This window comes from Streptomyces sp. NPDC093018 (assembly GCF_040684035.1).
GTDB classification, from domain to species: domain Bacteria; phylum Actinomycetota; class Actinomycetes; order Streptomycetales; family Streptomycetaceae; genus Streptomyces; species Streptomyces murinus.
Genome location: NZ_JBFBFF010000024.1, coordinates 49,095 through 75,014 on the forward strand (window position 1 = coordinate 49,095; position 25,920 = coordinate 75,014).

Sequence of the window (25,920 nt, forward strand, 5' to 3'; positions counted from 1 at the left end):
GGCCGACCGGGCCGAGGGCGCTTGGTGGGCCGGGCAGGGGGCCCGGTGCGCGCCGCGGGCCGGGCAGGGGGCCGAGTGCGCGTGGCGGGCCGGGTGCGCGCGGCGCCGTAGAGACACGTCCGCAGGACGACAGGAAGAACGACAGAAAGAGCAGTATGCCCCGCTTCAGCATTATCGTCCCCACCCATGGGGTCGCCGGCCGGCTGTCCCAGGCGCTGGACTCGGTCCTCGGCCAGTCCTTCGGCGACCTGGAGCTGATCCCGGTCTCTGACACACCCGACGCCCCGGCCGCCGAGGTGGCCGCCGGGTACGCCGGGCGGGACCCCCGGGTGAAGCCGGTCCACTCACCGCCGTCCGCCGGGCTCGGCGGGGCGCGCAACGCCGGGCTGCGGGCGGCGAGGGGGGCGTATGTGCTCTTCCTGGACGGCGACGACCTGCTGCTGCCGGGCGCGCTGGCCGCCGTGGACGCCCGGCTGACCGGGACCGCCGGGGTGGATGTGCTGTACGTGGAGCACGAGCGCGCCCCCTGGTGGGAGGGCGATCCGGTGAACCCGGTCGGGCCGCTGTTCGCCGGTGCCCCCAAGGGCGCCTTCGCCCCCGCCGAGCTGCCGGGGCTGACCGGCGCCGCGCTGCCGGCATGGAGCGCGGTGTACCGCCGCGCCTTCCTCACCGAGCACGAACTCACCTTTCCCGAAGGGCACTTCACGGACCTCGGCTGGGGCGGCCTGGTCACCGTCGCCGCCCGGCGGATCGCCGTACTGCGCCGGGTCGTGGTCCGGCACCGGCTGCGTCGGCAGGGCAGCCGGCTGAATCTGCCCGGCGCATGCCAGCACGCCCTGCTCGACCAGGTGGAACTGGTCCTCGCGCGGGCCGCCGAGTGCGCCCTGCCCGCCGAACGCACCGGCCCCCTCTTCGACCAGTTGTTCGCGCTGGTCCTGAAGAGCGCGGCCCGGCCGGAGCGGCTGGCCCGCGGGCACCGGGCGTTCTTCCGCCGCGCGGCCCGTCTGTACCGGCGGTTCCGGCCGGCCGGGCACCGGATGCCGCGCGGCAGCCTCGGGGTGCAGCACCGGCTGCTCGCGGTCGGCGCGTACGACGCCTTCCGCGCCCTGCGCGACGCGAACCGGCTCGCGGGCCGGGCCGTCGAGACCGTGCCGCGCCCGCACGCGGTCCGCACCCGGCTGCGCTACCGTGCCGCCCTGCGCCGCCCGCTGGACCCCAACCTCGCCGTGTACTGCGCCTATTGGGGCCGCGGCTACGCCTGCAACCCGGCCGCGATCCACGCCAAGGCCCGCGAACTCGCCCCGGGGCTGCGCCAGGTGTTCCTGGTGGAGGCCGGGCAGGAGCACACGCTGCCGAAGGACGTGGAGTACGCGGTGCTCGGCTCGCACCGCGCCTGGGAGCTGCTGGCCCGCGCCACGTATCTGGTCAACAACGCCAACTTCGCGGAGGGCGTGGTCAAACGGCCCGGCAGCGTCCACCTCCAGACCCAGCACGGCACCCCGCTGAAGACGATGGGCGTGGACCAGTCGACGTACCCGGTGGTGGCCGCGCGCTCCGGCAGCTTCACCCGGCTGCTGGGCCGGGTCGACCGCTGGGACTTCAACCTCTCCGCCAACCGGCACTCCACCCGCATGTGGGAGCGCGCCTTCCCCGGCTCCTGGGAGGCCCTGGAGTACGGCTATCCACGCAACGACGTCTTCTACACGGCGACCGCCGCCGATGTGGCCCGCATCCGGCGGGAGTTGGGCATCCCCGAGAACCGGCTCGCCGTGCTCTACGCCCCCACCCACCGCGACCACCACTCCGGCTTCGAACCCGGCCTGGATCTGGAGGAGTTCTGCGCGGCCGCCGGCGAGGACGTCGTCGTACTGCTGCGCGCCCACTACTTCTACGACCAGGGCCGCACCCGGCACTCGGACCGGATCATCGACGTCACCGCGCACCGCAGCACCGAGGATGTGTGCCTGGCCGCGGACGCGCTGATCACCGACTACTCGTCCATCATGTTCGACTACGCCAACCTGGACCGGCCGATCGTGGTCTACGCCGACGACTGGGAGGTCTACCGGCAGTCGCGGGGCGTCTACTTCGACCTGATGGCCGAGCCGCCGGGACCGGTCGCCCGCACTCCCGAGGAACTGGCCGCCGTCTTCCGCGAACGCACCTACGCGGACGCGGAGTCGACGGCACTGCGGGCCGGATTCCGGACGCGGTTCTGCGAGTTCGACGACGGCCGGGCCGCCGAACGCGTCGTACGGCGGGTGCTGCTGGGCGAGCCGCCGCAGGCGCTGCCGCCGGTGCTGCCGCTCGCCGAACGCGTCCCCGCCCCCGCCGCCGTGACCCTCGTGAGGAGCTGACCGTGCCCCGTTTCAGTGTGATCGTGCCCTGCTACCGGGTGCAGGCGTACCTCGGCGAGTGCCTGGACTCGGTGCTGGCGCAGTCGTACGGGGATCTGGAGGTGATCGCCGTGGACGACCGCTCGCCGGACGACTGCGGCAAGATCCTCGACGAGTACGCCGCGCGCGACCCCCGGGTGAAGGTGCTGCACCTGCCGGAGAACGTGGGCCTCGGGCGCGCCCGCAACGCCGGGCTGCCGCACGCCACCGGGGACTACCTCTTCTTCCTGGACAGCGACGACACCCTCACCCCGGGCGCGCTCGCGGCGATCGCCGACCGGCTGGCGCAGAGCGGCGACCCGGATGTGCTCGTGTTCGACTACGCGCGCACGTACTGGTGGGGCGGCACCCGGCGCAACGCGCTCGCGGAGGTGCTCGCGGAGGCCGGCCCGGACACCTTCACGGCGGCCGGGTACCCGCGGATCCTGGATCTGCTGATGGTGGTGTGGAACAAGGTCTACCGGCGGGAGTTCGTCACCGCGCAGGGCTTCACCTTCCCGCCCGGCTACTACGAGGACACCCCCTGGACCTTCCCGGTCATGCTCAGCGCCGGGCGGATCGCCGCGCTGGACCGGATCTGCCTGAACTACCGCCAGCGCAGGCAGGGCAACATCCTGTCCACCACCAGCCGCAAGCACTTCGACGTGCACGACCAGTACGAGCGGGTCTTCGCCTTCCTTGACTCGCGTCCCGAACTCGACTCCTGGCGGCCCTACTTGCACCGCAAGATGGGCGAGCACTGCCTGGACGTCCTGGCCAAGCCGGACCGGCTGCCGCCCGCCGACAAGGCCGAGTTCTTCCGCCGTACGGCCGACCTGTTCCGCCGCCTGAGGCCCGAGGGCGCCCAAGTGGACGGCGAGGTCGCCCTGTTGGAGGGCGGCTGGGCGGGCTACCGGCTGCGGCGGCAGGCGGCCCGCGTCGGGCGGGGGGCGGCACGGCGGGCGGGCGCGGTACGACGGGTGGCGGCCGGGCGGGCCCGCAGCGGCTGGGCCGCGCTGCACGCCCGCCGTCCGCTGGACCCGGAGCTGGTGGTGTACTCCGCGTCCGCGCACCGGGGCCTCCTCGGCGACCCGGCCGCCGTCCACCGTGCGGCCCTGCGGATCGCCCCGCAGCTGCGGGGGGTGTGGGTGGTGCGGGACGCGGAGACGGCGGCGGGCCTGCCGCCGGACGTGGAGCATGTGATCGCGGGCACCCGGCGCTGCGCCGAGGTCATGGCGCGGGCGAAGTTCCTGGTGAACGACGTGCCCTGGACCGGGGTCCCGGCCAAGCGGCCCGGCAGTGTGCACATCCACACCCATCAGGGCACCCCGCTGAAGTACCTCGGCGCCGATCTGCTGGACAAGCCGGGCGCCCGGCTCGGCGTCGACGTACCGCAGCTGCTGCGCCGCGCCGACCGCTGGGACCACAGCCTGGTCGCCAGCGGCTACGCGGAGCTGGTGTACGAGCGTGCCTACCCCTGCCACTTCGCCTCCGCGCGCACCGGCAGCCCGCGCAACGACGTGCTGGTGAACGGCGGTTCGAGCGACTTCCGCGAGCGGCACGGCATCCCGGACGACCACACGGTGGTGCTGTACGCGCCGACCCGCCGGGACTACCGCAGGGGCGGTCATGTGGACCGGCTCGACGTGGCCCGGCTCGCGGCCGGTCTCGGCGAGGGCCACACGCTCGTGGTGCGGCTGCATCCCGCGCTGGCGACCGGTCCCGCGCGCGGCCTGGGCCTCACGGAGCTGGCCCGGCGCGGCACCGTGCTCGACGCGACGGACGAGCCCGACCTGGCGGACGTGCTGCTCGCGGCGGACGCCCTGATCACCGACTACTCGTCCGTGATGTTCGACTACGCCAACCTGGACCGGCCGATCGTGATCCACGCCGACGACTGGGAGGTCTACCGGCAGACCCGGGGCGCCTACTTCGACCTGCCGACCGAACCGCCCGGCCATGTCACTTACTCCCAGCGGGAGTTGACCCGGCTGTTCACCTCAGGACGCTGGCAGGACGCCGACTCGGCCCGTCTGCGCTCCCGGTTCCGGGCCCGCTACTGCGAGTTCGAGGACGGCCGAGCCGCCGAACGCGTCGTCCGCACCCTGCTGCTGAACGAGCCGATGCCGGGCACGGTACGGCTGCCGGGCCAGGCGACGGCGGGACGGGACGCGCTGACGTCGGCGTGAGGGCCGTACGACCGCAGCGCGAAAGCCGTACCGGCCGGTGGCGGGGGACCACGGCCGGTACGGCGGCTACGGGACCTGCTCGGTCCTGCTCGACCCGCTCGACTTACCGGGTCTGCTCGGCTTACCGGGCCTGCTCGCCTTACTCGACTTACTCGACGACGAGGTCGACCTCGATGTTGCCGCGGGTCGCGTTGGAGTAGGGGCAGACCTGGTGGGCGGCCTCGACGAGCTTGCGGCCGGTCTCCTGGTCCACGGTCTCGGGCAGCTCGACCCGCAGGGTGACCTTCAGGCCGAAGCCCTCGCCCACCTTGCCGATGCCGACCTCGGCGGTGACGGCGGCGTCGGTGACGTCCACCTTCGCCTTGCGGCCGACGACACCGAGGGCACCGCCGAAGCAGGCCGCGTAACCGGCGGCGAAGAGCTGCTCGGGGTTGGTGCCCTCGCCGTTGCCGCCCAGCTCCACCGGCGGGGCCAGCTTGACGTCGACCTTGCCGTCGGAGGAGACGGCACGGCCCTCACGGCCGTGGGTGGCGGTGGCGACGGCGGTGTAGAGCGCGTCCATGACGAACCATCCCTCTCGATGTGTCCTGCGTCGTGTTGCTTCGTTGGCGTCCTGCCACCACAAGTAGAGCACACAATTTAGTTGCACACAATCAAATGCCGGACGAAGAGCTACCCTGGACCCATGACCGCTACTCCCGCCGAGACCGAGACGGACTGGCTCCGCCTGGACAACCAGATCTGCTTCTCGCTGCACGCCGCGTCCCGCGCCTTCAACGGCGTCTACCGGGTGGTCCTCAAGGACCTCGGCCTCACCTACCCGCAGTACCTGGTGATGCTGGTGCTGTGGGAGCAGGGCGAGCTGCCGGTCAAGAAGCTCGGCGAACAGCTGCGGCTCGACTCCGGCACGCTGTCCCCGCTGGTCAAGCGGCTGGAGGCGGCGGGCCTTGTGCGCCGGGAGCGCAGCGTCGAGGACGAGCGCTCGGTGCGGGTCCTGCTCACCGAGGAGGGCACGGCCCTGCGCGAGCGGGCCCTGGAGGTGCCGCGCCGCATCATGCGCTCCACCGGCTTCGACCGCGCCGAGATCGCCGATCTGCGCGCCCGTCTCGACCGGCTCACCAGCGCGCTGGACGCGGCGGCAGCGACGGAGGCCGAAGACTCGCGGGGCTGAGGGGCCGTACATAGAGCCGTACGACGGTCCGCCCGCGCACGGCCTCGCCGCGCACGGTGAACTCCCGCTGGAGCAGGTCGAGTTTGGCCCGCTCGCTCGGGTTGCGCGGTGTCCAGCGCCCCGCCAGCACGGCCCGGTCGGCGACGACCCACACCCGCTGGACCCCGGCCATCCGGCTCCGCACCTCCGGGGCCGGGACCTCCACTCCGTACAGGGTCCCGGACACGTCCCCGGCCCGTGCGAGCACGAGATCCCGCGTCCCGCGGAACGCCCCGGGGTACGCCAGCTCGGTGTTGCGCGTGTATGCCGGCAGATACAGCACCGCGTCCCCCTTCCGCACCCCGTGCGCCGCCGCCCGCGCGATCGCCGCGAGGTCGTCCGGACGCCGGGCGGGGTCACGGTCCTGCTGGAGGAGGGGGAACTGCTGGAGGGGGACGAGGGCGATGGCGAGGAGACCGAGGAGAGCGGCGGAGTGCGTCCGGAGGGTCCGGCGCGCCGACGCCGGCAGCCTCGGGCCCGGCTCCGGCCGACCGTCGCTGTGCGGGCGGGGATTCGGCGGGGCGAGAGGGGTGCCCTCGCGGGGACAGGGCTGGGCCTGGACGGCGGGGGCCTCCCCACGCGAGCGCGGCCGGGCCGGGGCGGCAGGGGCACCCTCACGCAACCGGAACCGGGCCGGGTCGCTGGAAATACCTCCACGCAAGCGCAGCCAGGCCGAGGCGACAGGAGCACCCTCACGCGACCGGAGCCGGGCCGGCGCGCTGGAAATACCTCCACGCAAGCGCAGCCAGGCCGAGGCGGCAGCGGAAGCCCCGCGCAACCGTAGCCAAGCCGGGGCGGTGGCTCCCTCACGCAGGCGTAGCCAGACCGCGGCGGCAGCGACTCCCTCGCGCAAGCGAAGCCAGACCGAGGCGGCAGCAGCCCCCTCGCGCAAACGAAGCCAGACCGCAGCGGCAGCGGCTCCCTCACGCAGGCGAAGCCAGACCGAGGCGCAGGCACCCCCGCTCGGTCGAAGCCCGGCGGGCACGCGAGCGGGCGCGCGCCGGGCGCCGGGCCGGAGGCGCCCCGCGATCCCCGCCACCCATTCACCCCCCGCCGCGACCAACAGCGGCGCCCCCGCCAGCGCGTACAGCACATACCGGTCGACGTACAGCGGCGGCGAGGACTGCGAAGCCAGCATCAGCACCCCCGGCGGCACCACCACCAACGGCGCCGCCACCCCCGCGAGCGTGACCTGCCCCGTCCGGCCGCCCCTCCCCGCGAGCGCGACCCGGCCCATCCGGCCGCCCCTCCCCGCGAACGTGACCCGGCCCGCCCGGCCCTCCATCCCCGTGAGCGCGACCCGGCCCGCCCGGCCCCCCATGCCCGCGAGCGTGACCTCGGCCTTGCGCGCGCCCGTCCCCGCGAGCGCGATCTGCGCCGGCCGCGCGCCGCCCCCGCCCCTCCGCCCGGCCACTCCCGCCAGCAGCCCCGCCACCGCGAGCCCCAGGCAGACCCAGTACACGCCCTCCGACGTGCCGAAGAACTGCCGCGCCAGCCCGGCCACCGTCTCCCCCGTCGGTCTGCGCAGCCATGCCACCTGTGCCGCCTGCGCCCGTGACACGACCACCATCGGCAGCAGGGAGAGCAGGACCGCCCCGGCCGCGCAGCCCCATCCCCGCCAGACCCGTCCCCGCACCCGGGCCAGCGCCAGGGACAGGCCGTGGGCCAGTACCACCAGCACCGCGAACTCGTGCAGCCAGCAGGTGACGCCGAGGACGAGGCCGTACCCCCACCACGCCCCACGCTCCACCCCGCGCAGGAGGAGCAGCGTCGCGCCCATCACCCCGGCGGCGACGAGCGCGTACGACCGGCCCTCCTGCGCGTAGTGGCCGACCATCGGGTTCACGGCGTAGAGCAGCCCCGCCCAGAGCCCCACCCGCGGCCGGGCCAGCCGCGCGCCCACCTCGGCCACCAGAGCCGTGGCCAGCACCGCCCCGGCCACCGACGGCAGGCGCAGCACCACCTCGTCGGCGTGCACAGCGAGCACGGCGTGCAGGAGGACGTAGTAGAGCCCGTGCACCGCGTCGACCCCGTGCACCAGCCGCCAGATCTGCGGCACCGTCCGCCCCGCGACCTGGAACGTGACCGCCTCGTCGCGCCACATCCCGCCCCGGTCCACCCCCCACAGCCCGAGCGCCAGCATCACCGCCGCGGGCACCCCCACCACGACCCCGCGCCGCGCCCGCCCCCCGGGCGGATTCCACAACGGCGCCGGCACAGCTTCGACAGCTTCCACAGGGAGCCCGACGTTCACCACGGCCCGATCTTTTGCGATGAGACGATGTTTGTGGGTGATTGCGGCGTATCGCCGCCGATACTCCATCCACCCGGCTTAGGCTCCAACGCGATGAACGGTCCCCGTGTCACCCCCGGCCCCGTCCTCAAGCTCACCCTCGGCTGGTTCGCCACCCGGGGGTTGATGCTGTGGCTGCTCGCACACGACAGTTCGCCGCTGCTCAGCGGGGGTTCGGTGGCGCGGGAGGTGGGGCGGCTGTACATCCACTGGTACGGCGTGCTCGAACAGGGGTCGTACCCGGTGCACGACACGCTGTGGCAGTACCCGCCGGGCGCGGGCGCGGTGCTGCTGGCGCCGGGGCTGGTGCCGGGGTTGTCGTACGTGCAGGCGTTCGTGACGCTCACGCTGGCCGCGGACGCGCTGATCGAGGTGGCGCTGGTGCGCGCGGGGCGGCGGCCGGGGCGGAGTCTGCTGGGCGCGGCGCTGTGGACGGGCGGGCTGCCGCTGCTGCTGCATCTGCCGCTCGCACGGTACGACGTCCAGGTCACCGCCCTCGCCGTCCTCTCCCTGCTGACGCTGGCGCGCTCCCCGCGCGCGGGCGGTGTGCTCGGGGCGCTCGGCGCACTGGTGAAGGGCTGGCCCGCGCTGGTGCTGCTGGGCACGCCCCGGGGCGCGGCGACGCGGAGCGCGTGGACCTGGGCGGCGGGCGCCGGGGCCGTCGTCCTGGGGCTGCTGTCCCTCGCGTTCCGGCATCCGCTGTCCTTCCTGGCGGAACAGGGCGGGCGCGGGGTGCAGATCGAGTCGCTGGGCGGCACGGCGCTCAACCTGGCCCGGCACGCGGGGTGGTCCGGCCGGCCCCATTACCAGTACGGCGCCATCGAGTTGGTGGGTCCGTACGTGCCCGTCGTCGCCGCCGTGTCCCTCGCGCTGACGGCGGTCGCGTTCGGGCTGCTGGTGCTGTGGCGGGTGCGGGCGCGCCGCTGGACCGAGGCGACGGCGGCCGACGCGGCGCTGTGCGCGGTGCTGCTGTTCACGGTGACCAGCCGGGTGATCAGCCCGCAGTACATGGTCTGGCTGATCGGGCTCGCCGCGGTGTGCCTGGTCTCGCGGCACACCGGTCAGCGCCCGGTGGCGGTGCTGGTCCTGGCGGCGTCGGCGCTGAGCACGGTGGTGTATCCGCTGTGCTACGGGCAGGTGATCGGGGGGAGTTGGGCCGGCTGTCTGCTGATGCTGGGCCGCAACGGGCTGCTGACGGCCGCGGCGGTGCTGTCCTTCGTCAGGCTGTGGCGGGCCACGGCCGCACCGAAGGTAAATGGTAGGCAAAGAACACAACCTTGCCCTGATTCCGACCGTCTACCAAACCGAGCACTAAGCATCTCTTAACGGAGTATTACCGAACATTTCTACGCTCCCGGCCTGTGGACCCCATGCTTCCCGACTCGCCCGCCCAGTCAGAGAACACAGAGAACACACAGACCCCACAGCGCACTCCGCGCACCGGCGCCGTCGGCGTCGTCGTGATCGGCTACAACGACCGTGCCCATGTGGCCGACGCCGTGCGTTCGGCGCTCGCGCAGGGATCCTCGGTCGCTGAGGTCGTCGCGGTGGACGACCGGTCCACGGACGGCAGCGCCGAGTCGCTCGACCGGATGGCCGCCGACGACGCCCGGTTGCGGGTGATCCGGCGGGACGTCAACAGCGGTGGCTGCGGCAGTCCGCGCAACACCGGGATCGACGCGGTGACGGCGCCGTACGTGATGTTCCTGGACAGCGACGACGTGCTGCCGCCCGGCGCGGTGGACGCGCTGCTGGCGGCCGCCGAGGGGGCGGGTGCCGCGGTGGCGAGCGGGCTGTGTGTGCGCCGGGAGCTGCCCTCGGGGCGTGAACAGCCCTGGCAGGAGCCCCTCTACACGGCGCACTCCGTTCTCGCGCGCCCCGCCCAGCGGCCGCTTCTGGTCCACGACACGCTGTGCGTCAACAAGCTGTACCGCACCGACTTCCTGCGCGAGCACGGCATCCGCTTCCCCGAAGGCCGGTTCCTCTACGAGGACTTCGTCTTCACCGCCCGGGTCCTGGCCGCGGGCCCGCGCATCGCGCTGGTGCCGGACCGCGTCTACGTCTGGCATGTGCGCCGCGCCGCCGAGCGGCTGTCGCTCTCCCTCGACCGGGGGCACATCGACAACTGGGAGGCGCGCACGCGGGCGTGTGCGCTGGCGTACGACACTCTGCTGGCCGCCGGTCAGAAGGAGCTGGCGCGGGCGGCGCGGGCGAAGTTCCTCGACCATGACGTGCGGATGTACGCACGGGAGCTGGGCCTGCGCGACGCGGAGTACCGGCGCGCCTGGTGGGCGCACACCCGTGCGTACCTCGGGCGTTACGACGCCGCCGACTGGGAGCAGGACCCGGGCTCCCCCGGCCGGCTGCTGGGCCGGCTGCTCCTGGAGTCGCCCGAGCCACGCGATCTGCCCCGGCTGCGGGACCTGGCCGCGCGTCCCGGCCGGCTGCTCCCGCCGTACGCCCGTACCCCGGACGGCGCCCCGGTCTGGTCCGCGGACCTGCCCCAGGTGTCCCTCGCCCCTTTCCTGACCGATCCCGTCGAGACGCTCCCCCTCGCACTGGACGCGGAGGTGCGCCCGCGGGCGGGCACCGGGGCGCTCACGCTGCGGCTGCACGAGCTGTACGGCAGGGTGGCGCAGGCGGGGCCGCGCGAGGTGGAGGTGCGCTGGGAGTCCCGGGACGACGCGCGCACCCGGGGGCGTACGACGGCCGCCCTCGCCCCCGCCGGGCCGGATCTCTGGTCGGCCGAACTGCCCCTGGACGTGGGCGCGTTCGGCGCGGGTGTCTGGGATCTGCGGCTGGCCGTGCGTTTCGCGGACGGCGCGGAACGCGAGGTCACGGCGGCCGCCCGGACGGGGGCCGGACGGTTGCGCCGACGTGTCGTGCCCGACCTCCGGCACGGCGTGCTGCTCGTACAGCCGTACGCGACGCACTCCGGCGCGCTGGCGCTGCGCGTGGCGACGGGGGTGCGCGGGCTCGCCCGGATACTGCGCGGACGGCTGCGGCGGCTGCTGCGCTGACGTGCGGCGGGCCGCTTGCCCGTACCGTGTCCGGAACTACTGGGTCGTCCGGAACTGCTGGGTCATCTGGATCTGCTGAGCCGTCTGGAACTACTGGGTCTGGAACGAGACCGGGAAGAGAATCAACGTGTCTGTCCTCATCGCCGGTGGAGCGGGTTACATCGGAAGCACCGTCGCGTCGGCCTGTCTGGACGCGGGCATCACCCCGGTGATCCTCGACAGCCTGGTCCGCGGCCGTGCCGAGTTCACCGAGGGGCGGGTCTTCTACGAGGGCGACATCGCGGACGGCGCCCTGGTCGACCGGATCTTCGCCGAGCACCCGGACATCTCCGCGGTGGTGCACTGCGCGGCGCTGATCGTGGTGCCGGAGTCGGTGGCGGATCCGATCGGCTACTACGAGGCGAACGTCGCCAAGAGCCTGGCCTTCGTCGGGCATCTGCGGCGCAACGGGTGCGACCGCCTCGTCTTCAGCAGTTCGGCGTCCATCTACCGGGCCGAGGACGGCTCGCCCGTCACCGAGGACTCGCCGCTGGCGCCGCAGAGCCCGTACGCGCGGACCAAGGCGGTGTGCGAGGGGATGTTCGCGGACATCGCCGCGGCCGGGGAGATGCGGGTGCTGTCCCTGCGGTACTTCAACCCGGTCGGCGCGGACCCCCTGCTGCGCACCGGTCTCCAGCTCAAGCGGCCCAGCCATGCGCTGGGGATGCTGATCCAGGCCCATCAGGCGGGGACGCCGTTCCCGGTCACCGGCGTGAACTACCCGACCCGCGACGGCACGGGCATCCGTGACTACGTGCATGTGTGGGACCTCGCGGCGGCCCACGTCGCGGCGATCGAGCGCTTCGACTCCGTCCTCACCGCGTCCGCGCCGTCGATCGCGATCAACCTGGGCACGGGCTCCGGTACGACGGTCCGCGAGCTCTGCGCGGCCTTCAACAACGTCGTGAGCACGCCCCTGGCCACGATCGACACGGATCCCCGGCCCGGGGACGTGGCCGGCGGCTACACCACGAGCGACCGCGCGTCCCGCCTGCTCGGCTGGACCCCGGCCCTCTCCCTGGAAGAGGGCATCCGCTCGGCCCTGGAATGGATCCCGGTCCGCGACAAGATGCTGCGGGACTGAGCGGGGACGCGCCGTAGGGGGCGCGGGGCGTATGCCGGGGGCGCGCTGTAAGGGGCGCAGGGCGTACGCCGGAGGCGCGCCGTAAGGGGCGCAGGTCGTACGCCGGGTGCGGATACGCCGTGGCTCGTCGCGCAGTTCCCCGCGCCCCTGAGGGAACTGCGCCTACCGCCCGCCGAGAACGGGGCGGCGCTGCGCCCCGCCCCCCCCTCACAACGCCTTCAGCGCCCCCGCCGTAGCCCGTGCCAGTTTCTCCAGGTAGCCCTTCGGCGGCTTCGGGGAGCGGATGACCACCGAGCGCCAGTAGAGCGGGCCGGAGATGAGGTCCAGGGCGAGGTCGGGGTCGAGGTCGGGGGTGAGTTCGCCGCGGGCCGTCGCCGCCGCGATGACCTTGCTGGCCACGCCCTCCTGACCGTCCCGCAGCGCCTTCTGGAACGCTTCGGCGATCTCGGGGTTGCGGGCCGCCTCGGCCTGGAGGTCGGGGATGATCTGGGAGGCCACGGGGTGGCGCAGCGCGCGCGAGGTCACCTCGTAGAGGAGCCGCAGATCGCCCTCCAGGGAGCCCGTGTCCGGCGCCGGCAGGCCGAGGACCGCCATCGCGGAGACCACGTCGAGCACCAGGTGCAGCTTGGAGCGCCAGCGCCGGTACACCGCCGTCTTGCCGACCCCCGCCCGCCGCGCGATCCCCTCGATGCTCATGCGCGCGTAGCCGACCGCGGCCAGTTCCTCGAAGACGGCCGCCCGGATGGCCTCGGTCACATCCGGACGCAGCACCGCGGCCCCGGCAGGGGTACGGCGGCGTGCGCGCTGCGGCGGTTCGGCGGCGGGCCCGGCGGCGTTCGTGGTCATGGCATCCAGCATAGGGCGTTACGACGAAACGGTTGCGTTGCGACGTCACCACGTTCTACGCTCACGTCACGACGATACGGTCCCGTCCCGTCGTAAGAGAACGTGAAGAGAAACGTAAGGAAACGCCGGACGACGGGACCGGCCCGCCCTGGTTCCGGACACAGTCGGAGCCGTGGCACCCCCCTCCCCCCGAGCGAAAGCAGCGGATGTGAGCCAGGTCCTCGACACACCGCCCCCGATCCAGGCCCCGGCCGACGACCTCAAGGCGCTGGCCGCCCGGCACGGCCTGTCGGTCAGCGGCGCCCGCCCCTCCCTGCCGGAGTACATCCGCCAGCTGTGGGCCCGGCGCCACTTCATCACCGCCTTCGCCACCGCCAAGCTCACCGCGCAGTACAGCGAGGCGAAGCTCGGCCAGGTCTGGCAGGTCATGACCCCGCTGCTGAACGCGGCGGTCTACTACTTCATCTTCGGCGTCCTGCTCGGCACCAAGAGGGGCGTCCCGGACTACATCCCCTTCCTGGTCACCGGCGTGTTCGTATGGACGTTCACGCAGAGCTCGATCCAGGTCGGCACCCGGGCGATCTCCGGCAACCTCGGCCTGGTGCGCGCCCTGCACTTCCCGCGCGCCGCCCTGCCGATCTCCTTCTGCATCCAGCAGCTCCAGCAGCTGCTGTTCTCGATGGCCGCCCTGGTCGTCATCCTGCTCTGCTTCGGCGTGCCGGTCAGCGCCTCCTGGCTGCTGGTGATCCCCGCCCTGATCCTCCAGTTCACCTTCAACGCCGGCGTGGCGATGATCATGGCGCGCTGGGGTGCCAAGACCCCCGACATCGCCCAGCTGATGCCGTTCATCCTGCGCACCTGGATGTATGTGTCCGGCGTGATGTGGAGCATCGACAAGCTCACCAAGAACGACCATCTGCCGCACGTCGTCACGGTGCTGCTCCAGACCAACCCGGCCGCGGTCTACATCGACCTCATGCGCTTCGCGCTGATCGACAGCTTCCACTCCAAGCAGCTGCCCCCGCACGTGTGGCCGATCGCCGTCGGCTGGGCCCTGCTCGCCGGTGTCGGCGGCTTCATCTACTTCTGGAAGGCAGAGGAGACGTACGGCCGTGGCTGAGCAGAGCGAGCGGATCCAGCAGACCCCCCAGCAGCCCCAGCAGACCCCCCATCGGACCCAGCAGACCGGGCAGAGCATGCAGAGCGAGCGGATCCCCACCGTCGTCGCCGACAGCGTCGACATCGTCTACCGGGTCAACGGCACCGGCACCGGCCGCGGCTCCGCCACCGCCGCCCTCAACCGCATCATGCGCCGCAAGCAGGCCGACAAGGCCGCCGGCGTGCGCCGGGTGCACGCGGTGAAGAAGGTGTCGTTCGTCGCCTACAAGGGCGAGGCGATCGGCCTCATCGGCACCAACGGCTCCGGCAAGTCCACCCTGCTCAAGGCCGTCGCCGGCCTGCTGCCGGTGGAGAGCGGCCACATCTACACCCACGGCCAGCCCTCCCTCCTCGGCGTCAACGCGGCGCTGATGAACGACCTCACCGGCGAGCGCAACGTCTACCTCGGCGGCCTCGCCATGGGCATGTCCCGCGAGCAGGTCAAGGAGCGCTACCAGGGCATCGTCGACTTCTCCGGGATCAACGAGAAGGGCGACTTCATCACCCTGCCGATGCGCACCTACTCCTCCGGCATGGCCGCCCGGCTGCGCTTCTCCATCGCCGCCGCCAAGGACCACGACGTCCTCCTCATCGACGAGGCCCTGGCCACCGGCGACCGCAGGTTCCAGGTGCGCTCGGAGGAGCGGATCCGCGAGCTGCGCGAGACGGCGGGCACCGTGTTCCTGGTCAGCCACAACAACAACTCGATCCGCGACACCTGCGAGCGGACGCTGTGGCTGGAGCGCGGCGAGCTGCGCCTGGACGGCCCCACCGAGGAGGTCCTCAAGGAGTACGAGGCCTTCACCGGCGACAAGGCGAAGAAGCCCGCCCCGAAGAAGGCCGCGTAACGCGCTCACAAACCCCTCACCACATGAAGGTGTCCGCGAGGGCAACCAGGGACCCGGGACGTCTGTCTAACACCCGGGTCCCTTTCTTCTTACCCCGAACGTGGTCATCCCTTTCATCCGCTTAGTGACAGTATGTTATGAAGGGTGATCCTCCACCGACGAGCCGAAGGAGTCCATCGCGATGCCCCAACTCAGCGTCATCGTCTACGGACCCAACGCGCAGGGGCATCTGACGGAACTGCTCGACTCCCTGGAAGCGCATCCCCTGTCCGACGCCGAGGTCGTGGTCGCCGCGGTCGGTGACTGGGCCCGGGAGGCGGCCGAGGCCCACGCCCCCGACACGGTCGTGGTCCCGCTGCCCGCCGGCACCACCGACGCGGCCGCGCGGGCCGCCGGCGCCGCCCGCGCCAGGGGCCGCTGGCTGCACTTCGTGCACGCCAAGGACGGACTGCCGGCCGGTGCGCCCCGCCTGATCGCCGAGCGCGCCGCCGAGCTGGACGACTCCGTGGACGTCCTCCTCCTCGACCACCTCACCACCACCTGGCAGGCCGCCGCCCGGCCCTCCCGCGACGGCCGCTTCCTCGCCGCCGTCGGCCGCGCCGCCCTCCCCCTGGAGGAGGCCGTCGACCTGCTCCGGCTGACCCCGCTGCTCGGCAACCGCGCCCTGCGCAGGGAGTTCTGGGCGGCCCACGAGGAGCGGCTGACCACCGACGACGAGCCGCGTGCCGCCCGCGCCGCCCTGCTGTGCGCGGGCCGCGTCGCCTGCCTCAACCAGGTGGCGTACGAGAACCGTGAGCTGCGCCCCGAGAGCCTGCCGCCGCTCGCCCCCGAGGACCGCTTCGAGCTGGTCGAGCGCTATGAGTCGCTGATGCCGCTCGCCCGCGAGCGGCGCGCCCCGCGCGTGGTGCTCTACGACCTGATGATGCGCGACCTGGTGCGCACCTTCGCCGGTGAGAACCTGCCCGACGAGGTGGCCCGCGAGTTCTTCCGCCGCGCCTCCCTCGCGGCGGTGCGCTGGCGGCCCGAGCGCCATGAGCGCCCGGCCGGCGTGGAGGGCGTACGGCACGCGCTGCTGGAGGAGGGCGCGTACACGAAGTACCGCGCGTTCCAGGCCGCCAACCGCACCCGCCGCGCCGCCCGCAAGGCCGTACGCGCCCGCAAGCGGCAGGTCGGCGCCAAGCTGCGCGAGCAGCAGTACCGGCGCGCCCTGAGCCGCCCGATCGACCCGGACCTCGCGGTGTTCGCGGCCTACTGGGAGCGCGGGGTGGCCTGCAACCCGGCCGCGATCGCCGCCGAGCTGGCCGAACTGGCCCCGCACATCCACCCGGTGTGGGTGGTGTCCAAGGACAACACGGCCCTGCTGCCGCCCGGCACCGACCATGTGGTGCCCGGCACCCGCCGCTACTGGGAGGTGCTGGCCACCGCCAAGTACCTCGTCAACAACGTCAACTTCCCCAACGCGGTGGTCAAACGGCCGGACGCGATCCACCTCCAGACCCATCACGGCACCCCGCTCAAGCGCATGGGCCTGGACCAGATCGAACACCCGGCCGCCGCCAAGGGACTGGACTTCGACGCGCTGCTGGCCCGCATCGACCGCTGGGACTACAGCGTCAGCGCCAACAGCCACTCCACCCGGATGTGGGAGCGCGCCTACCCGGCCCGCTACACCTCGCTGGACCACGGCTATCCACGCAACGACGTCTTCTACACCAGCGGCGCCGACGCGGTCCGCGCCGCCCGCGCCCGGCTCGGCATCGCCCCCGGCAAGACGGCGATCCTCTACGCCCCCACCCACCGCGACTACGAGGCCGGCTTCACCCCCCGCCTCGACCTCGCCGAACTCGCCGACCGGCTCGGCGAGGACACGGTCCTGCTGGTGCGCGCCCACTACTTCTACGGCGGCGCCACCTCCCCGCTGACCGGCCTGCGCCGCTCCGGGCGGCTCATCGACGTCTCCTCCTACGACCCCGTCGAGGAGCTGTGCCTGGCCGCCGACGCGCTGGTCACGGACTACTCGTCGATCATGTTCGACTACGCCAACCTGGACCGCCCGATCGTCGTCTACGCCGACGACTGGGAGACCTACCGCACCACCCGCGGCGTCTACTTCGACCTGATGACCGACCATCCGGGCCAGGTCGCCCGCACCCAGGAGGAGCTGACGGAGATCTTCCGCTCCGGCGCCTGGCGCGACGAGACCGCGGCCAAGGCCCGCACCGCCTTCCGGCGCCGGTTCTGCGAGTACGACGACGGCCGCGCCGCCGAACGGGTCGTACGACGGGTGTTCCTGGGCGAGCCGGAGGACGCCCTGCCCCCGGTGCTGCCGATCGAGGACCGCACCCCCGCTCCGACCCCCGAGGAGGCCACGGCATGACGACCCCGGCCACGACCCCCGACGTCACGGTCACCGTCATCGTGTTCAACGACGCGGACCGCCTGCCCCGGGCGGTCGCCTCGCTGCGCGCGCAGACGCACGCCAATATCGAGATCGTCATCAGCGACGACCACTCCACCGACGACACGCCCGCGGTGGCGCGCCGTCTGGAGGCGGAGGACCCGCGGGTGCGCTATCTCCGGCTGCCGGAGAACAGCGGCGGGTGCAGCGCGCCGCGCAACCGGGCCATCGAGATCGCCCGCGCGCCCTATCTGATGTTCCTGGACAGCGACGACGAACTCCCGCCGCAGGCCGTGGAGTTGCTGCTGGCCGCGCACCGCGAGCGCGAGGTCGACTTCACCATGGGCGCGGTGCGCCGGGTACGGGTGGACAACGGCCGTCGTACGACATGGATGCCGCACCTGGTCGCGGAGCGGCGCACGGTCGAGGGCATCGAGGCGGACCCCCGGCTGCTGTTCGAGCACCTGTCGACCAGCAAGATGTACGCGCGTTCCTTCCTGGACCGGCACGAACTGCGCTTCCCCGAGGGCATCCACTACGAGGACCAGCTGTTCTCGGCCCAGGCGTACTGCCTGGCGAAGGCGTTCACGATCATCCCGGACCCGGTGTACGTCTGGTACATCGACCCGTTCGCGGCGGCCGCGTCGGCGTCCATCTCCAACCAGCGGCACAAGGTCACCAATGTGCGCGACCGGGTCCATGTGCAGCGGCTCATCGACGACTTCCTGGTGGCGAGCGGGCACTCCGGGCTGCGCGAGGACAAGGACTTCAAGTTCCTCAAGCACGACTTCCGGATGTACGCGGGCGATCTGCCCTACCGGGACGAGGAGTGGCTGGCCGCGTTCGCGGACATCATGAACCCCTACCTCGACACCCTGGCCCCGGGCGCGTTCGCCCGGCTGCCCCGGCCCGAGCGGGTGGTCCTCGAACTGCTGCGCTCCGGACGCCTCGCCGACGCGCGGCTCGCGGCGCGGGGGCTGGGCCAGGAGGTGGCGCCGCGCCAGGTCACGACGGACGCGGCGGGCGTGCCGTACTGGGGCGGGAGCGTCCCGGACACCGAGCGCGGCCGACGTGAGCTGTCCGTCGCCGACCTGGAGCTGGAGACCCGGCCGTTCCCGACGGCGCAGTTCCGGCACGAGATCACGGACGTGAGCCGGGGCCCCGGGGCGACCCTGACGCTCGCCGTCCGGACGTACGACCCCGGGCTGCGGCTCCCGGTCGGGCCGCAGCGCGCCGGTCTGATCGTCTCCCCCGGCGGGCGCCGGATGACGGTGCCCTTCCGGCTCGACCCGGTCAGCCCCGGTGTCTTCGAGGGCACGGTGCGGCTGGATCTCTCCGCCGCGCGGATCCCCCTCCAGGGTTTCCAGGGCATCCGGCATCCGCTGGTCCGCCTGAACCAGCAGGGCCTGTGGAACTCCGGGGTCCTGCTGGCCCCCCTGGACTTCCCCCCGGCCACGACCCGCGTCGACTACCGCTCCGGTGCCTCGCCGCACGCGGTCACGGTGGAGCCGGAGGGCCGCAACCCCGGCCGCCTGCAGCTCCGCTGGGAGCCGGTGGGGGTGACGGCGGTGATCCGGCCGGTCCTGCACAAGGTGGCGCGGCCGCGGGTGCGCAAGGCGGCGAAGCTGGTGGCGAGTCTGCTGAAGTAGCGCCGTCGGGCTTGAGCTGCGTGGGCGGCTGCGACTGCGTCGTGGCCGCTCGCGCAGTTCCCCGCGCCCCTTACGGGGCGCTCCAGCTCAGGGCACTACCCGGTAAAGGACCTGCTCTCCGGGTCCCGTCGTCACCTTGCGCAGGCCCGGTCCGGCCAGGTCGGCCGAGGCGACGACCCACCGCACGCCGTACTCCCGCAGGATCCCCCGCCGCTCCGCCGCCGACGTCCCGCCCGCGAAGAACCGGTCCACCGCCTCCGCCCGCCGCGCCGAGTCCCGCAGGAACACATCCGGATAGCCCGGCGCCACGGTGTACCCCCCGTAGGCCGGGATCTGCCGCGCCGCGATCGTCCGCGCCATCACCACGTCCCCGTACCGCACCCACGGGGTGATCCAGTGATAACCGGTCCACGGAGTCTCGTACTTGTCCGCGAGCGCCGACGGCAGCGCGGACCGCCCCGTCGCGTACCCGAGCGTCCCCGCCTGCCCCCAGAAGCCCGCCGCCAGCGCGAGCCCGAGCACACACGCCCAGCCGGCCCGTACCGCCCGCCGCCCCGCGGACACCGTCTCCAGCGCGGCCGCGAGCTGCGCCGGGATCAGCGCGGCGGGCATCGCGCGGCCCCAGGAGTAGTGCCCGGTCAGCCCGCCCGCCGCGACGACCAGGGCGCCCAGCGCGAAGAACAGCGCCAGCGCGTCCCACCGGTCGCGCCGCAGCCGGAGCGCCAGCGCCACCACGCCCAGCAGCACCAGCCCGAACCGCGCGAACAGATGCTGGTAGAGCGACTTGTGGATGGCCTCCAGATCCGCCCCGGCGGAGAACAGCGAGAAGAAGTCGTAGTACGGCCACACCCACAGCAGCATCGCCCCGAGCAGCAGCCCGGCGCCGAGCCGGAGCCACACCTGGCGGCCCGGACGGGCGGAGACGACCATGGCCAGCGCCCCGAGCGTGGCGACGACGCCCGTGAACTGGTGGCAGAGCAGGATCAGCGCCCACAGCAGCCCGAGGGCGAGCCACCGCGCCCAGGACGCCCGCTCGCGCAGCGCCCGGGTGAGCCAGGCCCAGAAGTGGAAGCTCAGACCGAGCGCGAACACGCTCGGGTAGGAGATGGTCAGGGCGAGCGAGTGCAGCCCGATGAACCCGCTCCAGTTCAGGACGGCCGTCCCCCACAGCAGCACCAGGCTCAGCAGCGCGAGCGCCGGCGCCGCGCGATGGGCGCTGAGCGTCCGGACGTACCGCCAGACCCCGGTGACCAGCAGGGTCAGCCCGACCAGCGCCCCGATGCGCAGCACCACGAACACCGACAGGCCACTCACCTTGGCGAGCGCGCCCAGCAGCAGCATCCACGGCGAGTAGTAAGGACTCGGTGTGTCCGCGTCGACCAGCGGATTGCCGGGGTGCAGCAGGCTGTGGCCGAGCCGCTGGATCGTGGCCGCGTGCATGCCGAGGTCGCCGATCCACGGCAGCCGGACGATCACCGCCAGCAGCAGCGCCACCACCAGCACCGCGGCCGCCTGCGGCACCGCGCGGGCCACCCGCACACCACCACCCCGCGGCTCCGGGGTGCTCAGCTGTTCTTCGAGGTCGGACTGTGCTGCGTGCATTCTGCTGGAACACCCAATCGCGGAAGCCCAGGTAATTACAGCGCAGACCCTATCCGAAACGCACCGATAAGCAGGAAACGGTAAATCCGCCTATCTCCTTTGTACAAAGGACGGCAAGAAAAGGAACGCCCCGGACCGATTCTCCATCGGCCCGGGGCGTCCCACCCGCTGACGCGGCAGCGCTACGAGTGCGTGCGCAGCAGCGTCCGCATCGTCCGCATCGCCACCGACAGGTTGGCGAGGTCGAAGGCGTCCGAACTGCGGATCTCCTCCAGGGTGGTGCGCGCCCGGCCCAGGATCGGGGCGTTCTTCTGCTCCCAGTCCCCGAACCGCTGCTCCGGCGACGCGGTGCCGTTGCCCGCCGCGAGCACGTCCGCGGTGAGCGCCGCGTGCGCCGCGTAGAGGTCCTCGCGGATGGAGGCGCGGGCCATGGACTGCCAGCGGTCGTTGCGGGGCAGCTCGATGATGCGGTCCATCAGCTGGGTGATGCCGAGGCGGTCGGCGAGGTCGTAGTAGACCTCGGCGACGTCCAGCGGCTCCTTGCCCATGCGGTCGGCCACCGAGACGATGTCGAGCGCCGGGAAGGCGGAGGAGAACCCGGCCACACGGGTGGCGAGTTCGTCCGGGACGCCGGCCGCGGACAGCTCGTCGTACACATGCTGGTACCACTCCAGGTCCGCGCCGCGCACCAGCTTGGGCAGCTGCTGCCAGACCTGCTCGACGCGCTCGGCGAAGAACTCCACCGTCTCGGCGAGCTGGAGCGGCTGCGGCCGGTTGTTGAGCAGCCAGCGGGTGCCGCGCTCGATCAGGCGCCGCGAGTGCAGCCGGATGCGGGTCTGCACGGCCGCGTCGACCTGGTTGTCCAGGGCCTCCACCGCGTCCCATACCGGGGCCGAGCAGAAGATCGCACGGGCCGCGGTCTGCGCGCGGACGATCTCCTCCAGGGAGGCACCGGTCTCCTCGCGCAGCCGGTGCAGATAGGTCGTACCGCCCGTGTTGACCGTGTCGTTGACCAGCACCGTGGTGGTGATCTCGCGGCGCAGCGGGTGGTTGTCGACGGCCTCCGAGAACCGCTCGCGCAGATCGGACGGGAAGTACGCGTGCAGCAGGCCCCGCAGATACGGGTCGTCGGGCAGCGAGGTGGCCAGCAGCTCCTCGGCGACCGTGATCTTCGTGTACGCCATGACGACGGCCGTCTCCGGGCCGGTCAGGCCCTGGCCCTGGTTCAGGCGCTCGCGGATCTGGCGGTCGGTGGGCAGGAACTCCAGCGCCCGGTCCAGATGGCCCTCGCGCACCAGGTGGCGCAGGAAGCGCTGCTGGGCGTGGAGCATGTCCTTGGCCTGGAACAGCGCGTTGGCGAGCGCGGTGTTCTGCGCGTAGTTGTTGCGCAGCACCAGCGCGCCGACCTCGTCGGTCATCCCGGCGAGCAGCTTGTTGCGCTGCTTGACGGTCATGTCGCCGTCCGCGACCAGGCCGTTCAGCAGGATCTTGATGTTCACCTCGTGGTCGGAGGTGTCCACACCGGCGCTGTTGTCGATCGCGTCGGTGTTGATCTTGCCGCCCTGGTGGGCGAACTCGATGCGGCCGAGCTGGGTCAGGCCCAGGTTGCCGCCCTCGCCGACGACCTTCACGCGCAGATCGGCGCCGTCGACGCGGATGGCGTCGTTGGCCTTGTCGCCGACATCCGCGTTCGACTCGGCGGACGACTTCACATAGGTGCCGATGCCGCCGTTCCACAGCAGGTCGACCGGCGCCTCAAGGATCGTCTTCATCAGGTCGGCCGGGGTCATCTTGGCGACCTTGCCCTCGATGCCGAGGGCCTCGCGGATGTGCGCGTTGAGCTGGATCGACTTGGCGCTGCGCGGGAAGATCCCGCCGCCCGCCGAGAGCAGCTCGGTGTTGTAGTCGGCCCAGCTGGAGCGGGGCAGCTCGAACAGGCGGCGGCGCTCGGCGTATCCGGTCGCCGCGTCCGGGTTCGGGTCGATGAAGATGTGCCGGTGGTCGAAGGCGGCGACCAGGCGGATGTGCTCGGACAGCAGCATGCCGTTGCCGAACACGTCACCGGACATGTCGCCGATGCCGACGACCGTGAAGTCCTCGGACTGGGTGTCCACGCCCAGCTCGCGGAAGTGCCGCTTGACGGACTCCCACGCGCCGCGCGCGGTGATGCCCATGCCCTTGTGGTCGTAGCCCGCCGAACCACCGGAGGCGAAGGCGTCGCCGAGCCAGAAGTTGTACTTCTCGGCGACCCCGTTGGCGATGTCGGAGAAGGTGGCGGTGCCCTTGTCGGCCGCGACGACCAGGTAGGTGTCGTCGCCGTCGTGCCGCACCACGTCCTTGGGCGGGACGACCTCGCCGCCGACCATGTTGTCGGTGATGTCCAGCAGCGCCGAGATGAACGTCTTGTAGCTGGCGACGCCCTCCGCGAGCCACGCGTCCCGGTCCTGCGCCGGGTCCGGCAGCTGCTTGGCGACGAAGCCGCCCTTGGCGCCGACCGGCACGATGACGGTGTTCTTCACCATCTGCGCCTTGACCAGGCCGAGGATCTCGGTACGGAAGTCCTCACGCCGGTCGGACCAGCGCAGACCACCGCGCGCGACCTTGCCGAAGCGCAGGTGCACGCCCTCGACGCGCGGCGAGTACACCCAGATCTCGAACGCCGGGCGCGGCGCGGGCAGGTCCGGGATGGCCTGCGGGTCGAACTTCATCGACACGTAGTCGTGGGGGTGGCCGTCGGGGCGCCGCTGGAAGAAGTTGGTCCGCAGGGTCGCCTTGATGACGGTCAGGAAGGAGCGCAGGATGCGGTCCTCGTCCAGGCTCGCCACCTGGTCCAGGGCCGCGTCCAGCTCCTCCAGCAGCGCGTCCGTCAGCTCCAGGCCGGCCCCCTGCCGCTCGGGCGACATCCGCGCCTCGAACAGGGAGACGAGCAGCCGGGTGGTGTGGACGTTGTTGCGGAGGGTGTCCTCCATGTAGTCCTGCGAGAAGGTCGAACCGGCCTGGCGCAGGTACTTGGCGTAGGCGCGCAGCACCATCGCCTCGCGCCAGTTCAGTCCGGCGCTGAGCACGAGGGAGTTGAAGCCGTCGTTCTCGGCGCGGCCGGTCCAGGTCGCGGCGAACGCCTCCTGGAAGCGCTCACGGCCGTCGTCGCCCAGGTAGTCGCCGCCGGCGCCGGCGGGCGACTTGGGGATGCGCAGTCCGAAGTCGTAGATCCAGCCGGTGGTGCGGTCCGAGCAGCGCAGCTCGTACGGCCGCTCGTCCACGACCTCGACGCCGATGCGCTGGAGGACCGGCAGCACGGCGGACAGGGAGACGGAGGAGCCCTTGCGGTAGATCTTGAAACGGCGCTCGTCGGGGGCGGCGCCGACCGGCTCGTACAGGCTCAGCGCGAAGTCGTTGCCCGGCTCCTCGGTCAGCCGCTCCAGGTGCACGAGGTCGGCCACGGCCGCGCGCGGGGTGTGGTCGGCCTTGTAGCCCTCGGGGAAGGCGTTGGTGTAGCGGCGCAGCAGCTCGGCGGCGCGCTCCTCGCCCAGCTCGGCGTTGAGCGCCTCGGCGAACCCGTCCGCCCAGGAGCGGGCGGCCTCGACCAGGCGGGTCTCGATGCGGTCCTTGTCGGCGTCCGACAGCTCGGGCAGCTCGGTGCCCTGCGGGACGCGGACGACGAAGTGCAGCCGGGACAGGATCGACTCGGTGTTCCAGGCGGTGAAGTCGACGTTGGTGCCGCCGAGCTCCTCCTTCAGGATGTCGATGATCCGCAGGCGCACGCCGGTGGTGTAGCGGTCGCGCGGCAGGTAGACGAGGGCCGAGTAGTAGCGGCCGTACTCGTCCTGGCGCAGGTACAGGCGCAGCCGGCGGCGCTCCTGGAGGTAGAGCACGCTGGTGACGATCGACTGGAGCTCGGCGGCGGGCGTCTGGAACAGCTCGTCGCGCGGGTAGGTCTCCAGGATCTGGAGCAGGTCGCGGCCGTCGTGGCTGTTGGGCGAGAACCCGGCGCGGTCGAGGACCTCGGCGACCTTGCGGCGGATCACCGGGACGCGGCGCACCGACTCGGTGTACGCGGCCGAGGAGAACAGGCCGAGGAAGCGGCGCTCCCCGACGACATTGCCGTCCTTGTCGAACTTCTTGACGCCGATGTAGTCCAGGTACGACGGCCGGTGCACGGTGGCCCGGCTGTTCGCCTTGGTCAGCACCAGCAGCTTGTGCTCGCGGGCCTTGGCGCGGGCGTCGGCCGGCAGCCGCTCGAAGGAGGGGCTGACCGGGTGCTGGTCGTCCTCGGCGTGCTGCGGGTCGGAGCGCAGGATGCCGAGGCCGGTGCCGGGCACGGCGGCCAGGGTGTCGTCGCCGCGCAGTTCGTACTCGCGAAAGCCCAGGAAGGTGAAGTGGTCGGTGGCGAGCCAGCGCAGCAGCTCGCGGGCCTCCTCGACCTCGGCCTTCGGCAGGTCGGCCGGGATCGGCTCGCTCTCCAGCTCGCCGGCGACCCGGGCCGCCGCCTCCCGCATCTTGTCCCAGTCCTCGACGGCCTCACGGACGTCGGAGAGCACGCGCAGCAGGTCGGAGGTGATCTGCTTGAGGTCGGCGCGGTCGGTCTCGCGGTCGATCTCGACGTGGATCCACGACTCGACGTGCGCGTCGTGCGGCAGCTCGGCGGAGGGGGCCGGGGTCGGCAGGATCTCCAGCAGCTTGCCGGTGATGTCGCGGCGGACCACGAACTGGGGGTGGATCACGACATGGATGCCGCGCCCGCCCCGGGTCAGCTCATTGGTGACGGAGTCGACCAGGAACGGCATGTCGTCGGTCACGACCTCGACGACCGTGTGGCTGCACGTCCAGCCGTTCTCCTCGACCGTCGGGGTGTGCACCCGGACGTTCGCGGTGCCCTGGGGGCGGTTCTCGGCGAGGCGGTAGTGCGAGACCGCGGCGCCGAAGGCGTCCACCGGGTCGCGGCCGGTGAGGTCTTCCGGTGCGGTGTGCAGGTAGTAGCGCTGGAGGAACGCGAGGGTTGACTCACTGTCCGGGGTGTCCGGGGAGCCCTCGCCCGTCGACCCGGTCGGTAGGTTCCCCCCGACCGGGCTGTTCTCAGCTACCCGAGCGGCCCGTTCGAGCATCTCGGCCTTGGCTTCGTCCAGCTTGGTCTGCATTGTCCTCTGGCTCCTGTCGCGCGCCGTTGCGTGACGTAGAAGGAAGTACTGGCTCTTCCCCTGCGGCTCGACGC

The 25,920-nt window shown here is 72.3% G+C and carries 15 protein-coding genes; 10 read left to right on the top strand and 5 right to left on the bottom strand.

Annotated features, from left to right (window positions below):
• Positions 1-155: 155 nt before the first annotated feature.
• Together AB0N90_RS34755 and AB0N90_RS34760 are read left to right on the top strand one after the other, a co-directional pair.
• Positions 156-2,357, top strand: a complete 2,202-nt coding sequence (locus AB0N90_RS34755; RefSeq protein ID WP_365203190.1) for a CDP-glycerol glycerophosphotransferase family protein — start codon at positions 156-158, stop codon at positions 2,355-2,357.
• Between the two features lie 2 nt (positions 2,358-2,359).
• Positions 2,360-4,564 (top strand): CDP-glycerol glycerophosphotransferase family protein, encoded by a 2,205-nt coding sequence (locus tag AB0N90_RS34760; protein ID WP_365203192.1) that lies wholly within the window; start codon positions 2,360-2,362, stop codon positions 4,562-4,564.
• Between the two features lie 148 nt (positions 4,565-4,712).
• On the opposite strand, the gene AB0N90_RS34765 is transcribed toward AB0N90_RS34760, so the two are convergent.
• Positions 4,713-5,126, bottom strand: coding sequence for an organic hydroperoxide resistance protein (locus AB0N90_RS34765; RefSeq protein ID WP_085564997.1), 414 nt, complete (start codon positions 5,124-5,126; stop codon positions 4,713-4,715).
• Between the two features lie 123 nt (positions 5,127-5,249).
• Here AB0N90_RS34765 and AB0N90_RS34770 point away from each other — a divergent pair, with 123 nt between their 5' ends.
• Positions 5,250-5,735 carry a MarR family transcriptional regulator gene (locus AB0N90_RS34770; protein ID WP_128790287.1) on the top strand — a complete coding sequence of 162 codons (486 nt, stop codon included), beginning with the start codon at positions 5,250-5,252 and terminating at the stop codon, positions 5,733-5,735.
• On the opposite strand, the gene AB0N90_RS34775 is transcribed toward AB0N90_RS34770, so the two are convergent.
• Entirely contained in the window at positions 5,680-7,917 is a 2,238-nt protein-coding gene (locus AB0N90_RS34775) for a glycosyltransferase family 39 protein (protein ID WP_365203257.1), read from the bottom strand. The two genes, AB0N90_RS34770 and AB0N90_RS34775, sit on opposite strands and share 56 nt — an antisense overlap.
• 204 nt (positions 7,918-8,121) lie before the next feature.
• Between AB0N90_RS34775 and AB0N90_RS34780 the strand changes: the two genes are divergently transcribed.
• The 3 genes from AB0N90_RS34780 to galE all read left to right on the top strand — a co-directional run bounded on the left by AB0N90_RS34780 (position 8,122) and on the right by galE (position 12,210).
• On the top strand, positions 8,122-9,393 hold the full coding sequence (locus AB0N90_RS34780; RefSeq protein ID WP_365203195.1) for a glycosyltransferase 87 family protein: 1,272 nt from the start codon (positions 8,122-8,124) through the stop codon (positions 9,391-9,393).
• A 44-nt stretch (positions 9,394-9,437) separates the two neighbouring features.
• Positions 9,438-11,087 (top strand): glycosyltransferase family A protein, encoded by a 1,650-nt coding sequence (locus AB0N90_RS34785; protein ID WP_365203259.1) that lies wholly within the window; start codon positions 9,438-9,440, stop codon positions 11,085-11,087.
• A gap of 127 nt (positions 11,088-11,214) precedes the next feature.
• The gene (gene galE, locus AB0N90_RS34790; RefSeq protein WP_365203197.1) at positions 11,215-12,210 is read left to right on the top strand and encodes a UDP-glucose 4-epimerase GalE; all 996 of its coding nucleotides are present in this window, start codon (positions 11,215-11,217) and stop codon (positions 12,208-12,210) included.
• A 207-nt stretch (positions 12,211-12,417) separates the two neighbouring features.
• Here the strand turns inward: galE and AB0N90_RS34795 are convergent, their stop codons facing one another.
• Positions 12,418-13,056 (bottom strand): TetR/AcrR family transcriptional regulator, encoded by a 639-nt coding sequence (locus tag AB0N90_RS34795; RefSeq protein ID WP_085568553.1) that lies wholly within the window; start codon positions 13,054-13,056, stop codon positions 12,418-12,420.
• 208 nt (positions 13,057-13,264) lie between these two features.
• On the opposite strand from AB0N90_RS34795, the gene AB0N90_RS34800 reads away from it, so the two are divergent.
• The 4 genes from AB0N90_RS34800 (at position 13,265) to AB0N90_RS34815 (ending at position 19,109) form a co-directional block, all read left to right on the top strand.
• Positions 13,265-14,176 carry an ABC transporter permease gene (locus AB0N90_RS34800; RefSeq protein WP_365203199.1) on the top strand — a complete coding sequence of 304 codons (912 nt, stop codon included), beginning with the start codon at positions 13,265-13,267 and terminating at the stop codon, positions 14,174-14,176.
• A 76-nt stretch (positions 14,177-14,252) separates the two neighbouring features.
• A complete protein-coding gene (locus AB0N90_RS34805) occupies positions 14,253-15,062 on the top strand; it encodes an ABC transporter ATP-binding protein (RefSeq protein WP_037661676.1) in 810 nt (269 codons plus the stop codon).
• Positions 15,063-15,243: 181 nt separating this feature from the next.
• The gene (locus tag AB0N90_RS34810; RefSeq protein ID WP_365203201.1) at positions 15,244-17,439 is read left to right on the top strand and encodes a CDP-glycerol glycerophosphotransferase family protein; all 2,196 of its coding nucleotides are present in this window, start codon (positions 15,244-15,246) and stop codon (positions 17,437-17,439) included.
• The gene (locus AB0N90_RS34815) at positions 17,436-19,109 is read left to right on the top strand and encodes a glycosyltransferase family 2 protein (protein WP_365203202.1); all 1,674 of its coding nucleotides are present in this window, start codon (positions 17,436-17,438) and stop codon (positions 19,107-19,109) included. Before AB0N90_RS34810 ends, AB0N90_RS34815 begins: the two co-directional genes overlap by 4 nt.
• 87 nt (positions 19,110-19,196) lie before the next feature.
• Here the strand turns inward: AB0N90_RS34815 and AB0N90_RS34820 are convergent, their stop codons facing one another.
• Entirely contained in the window at positions 19,197-20,711 is a 1,515-nt protein-coding gene (locus AB0N90_RS34820; protein ID WP_365203204.1) for a hypothetical protein, read from the bottom strand.
• A 182-nt stretch (positions 20,712-20,893) separates the two neighbouring features.
• Positions 20,894-25,846, bottom strand: coding sequence for an NAD-glutamate dehydrogenase (locus tag AB0N90_RS34825; protein WP_361668817.1), 4,953 nt, complete (start codon positions 25,844-25,846; stop codon positions 20,894-20,896).
• Positions 25,847-25,920: the final 74 nt, after the last annotated feature.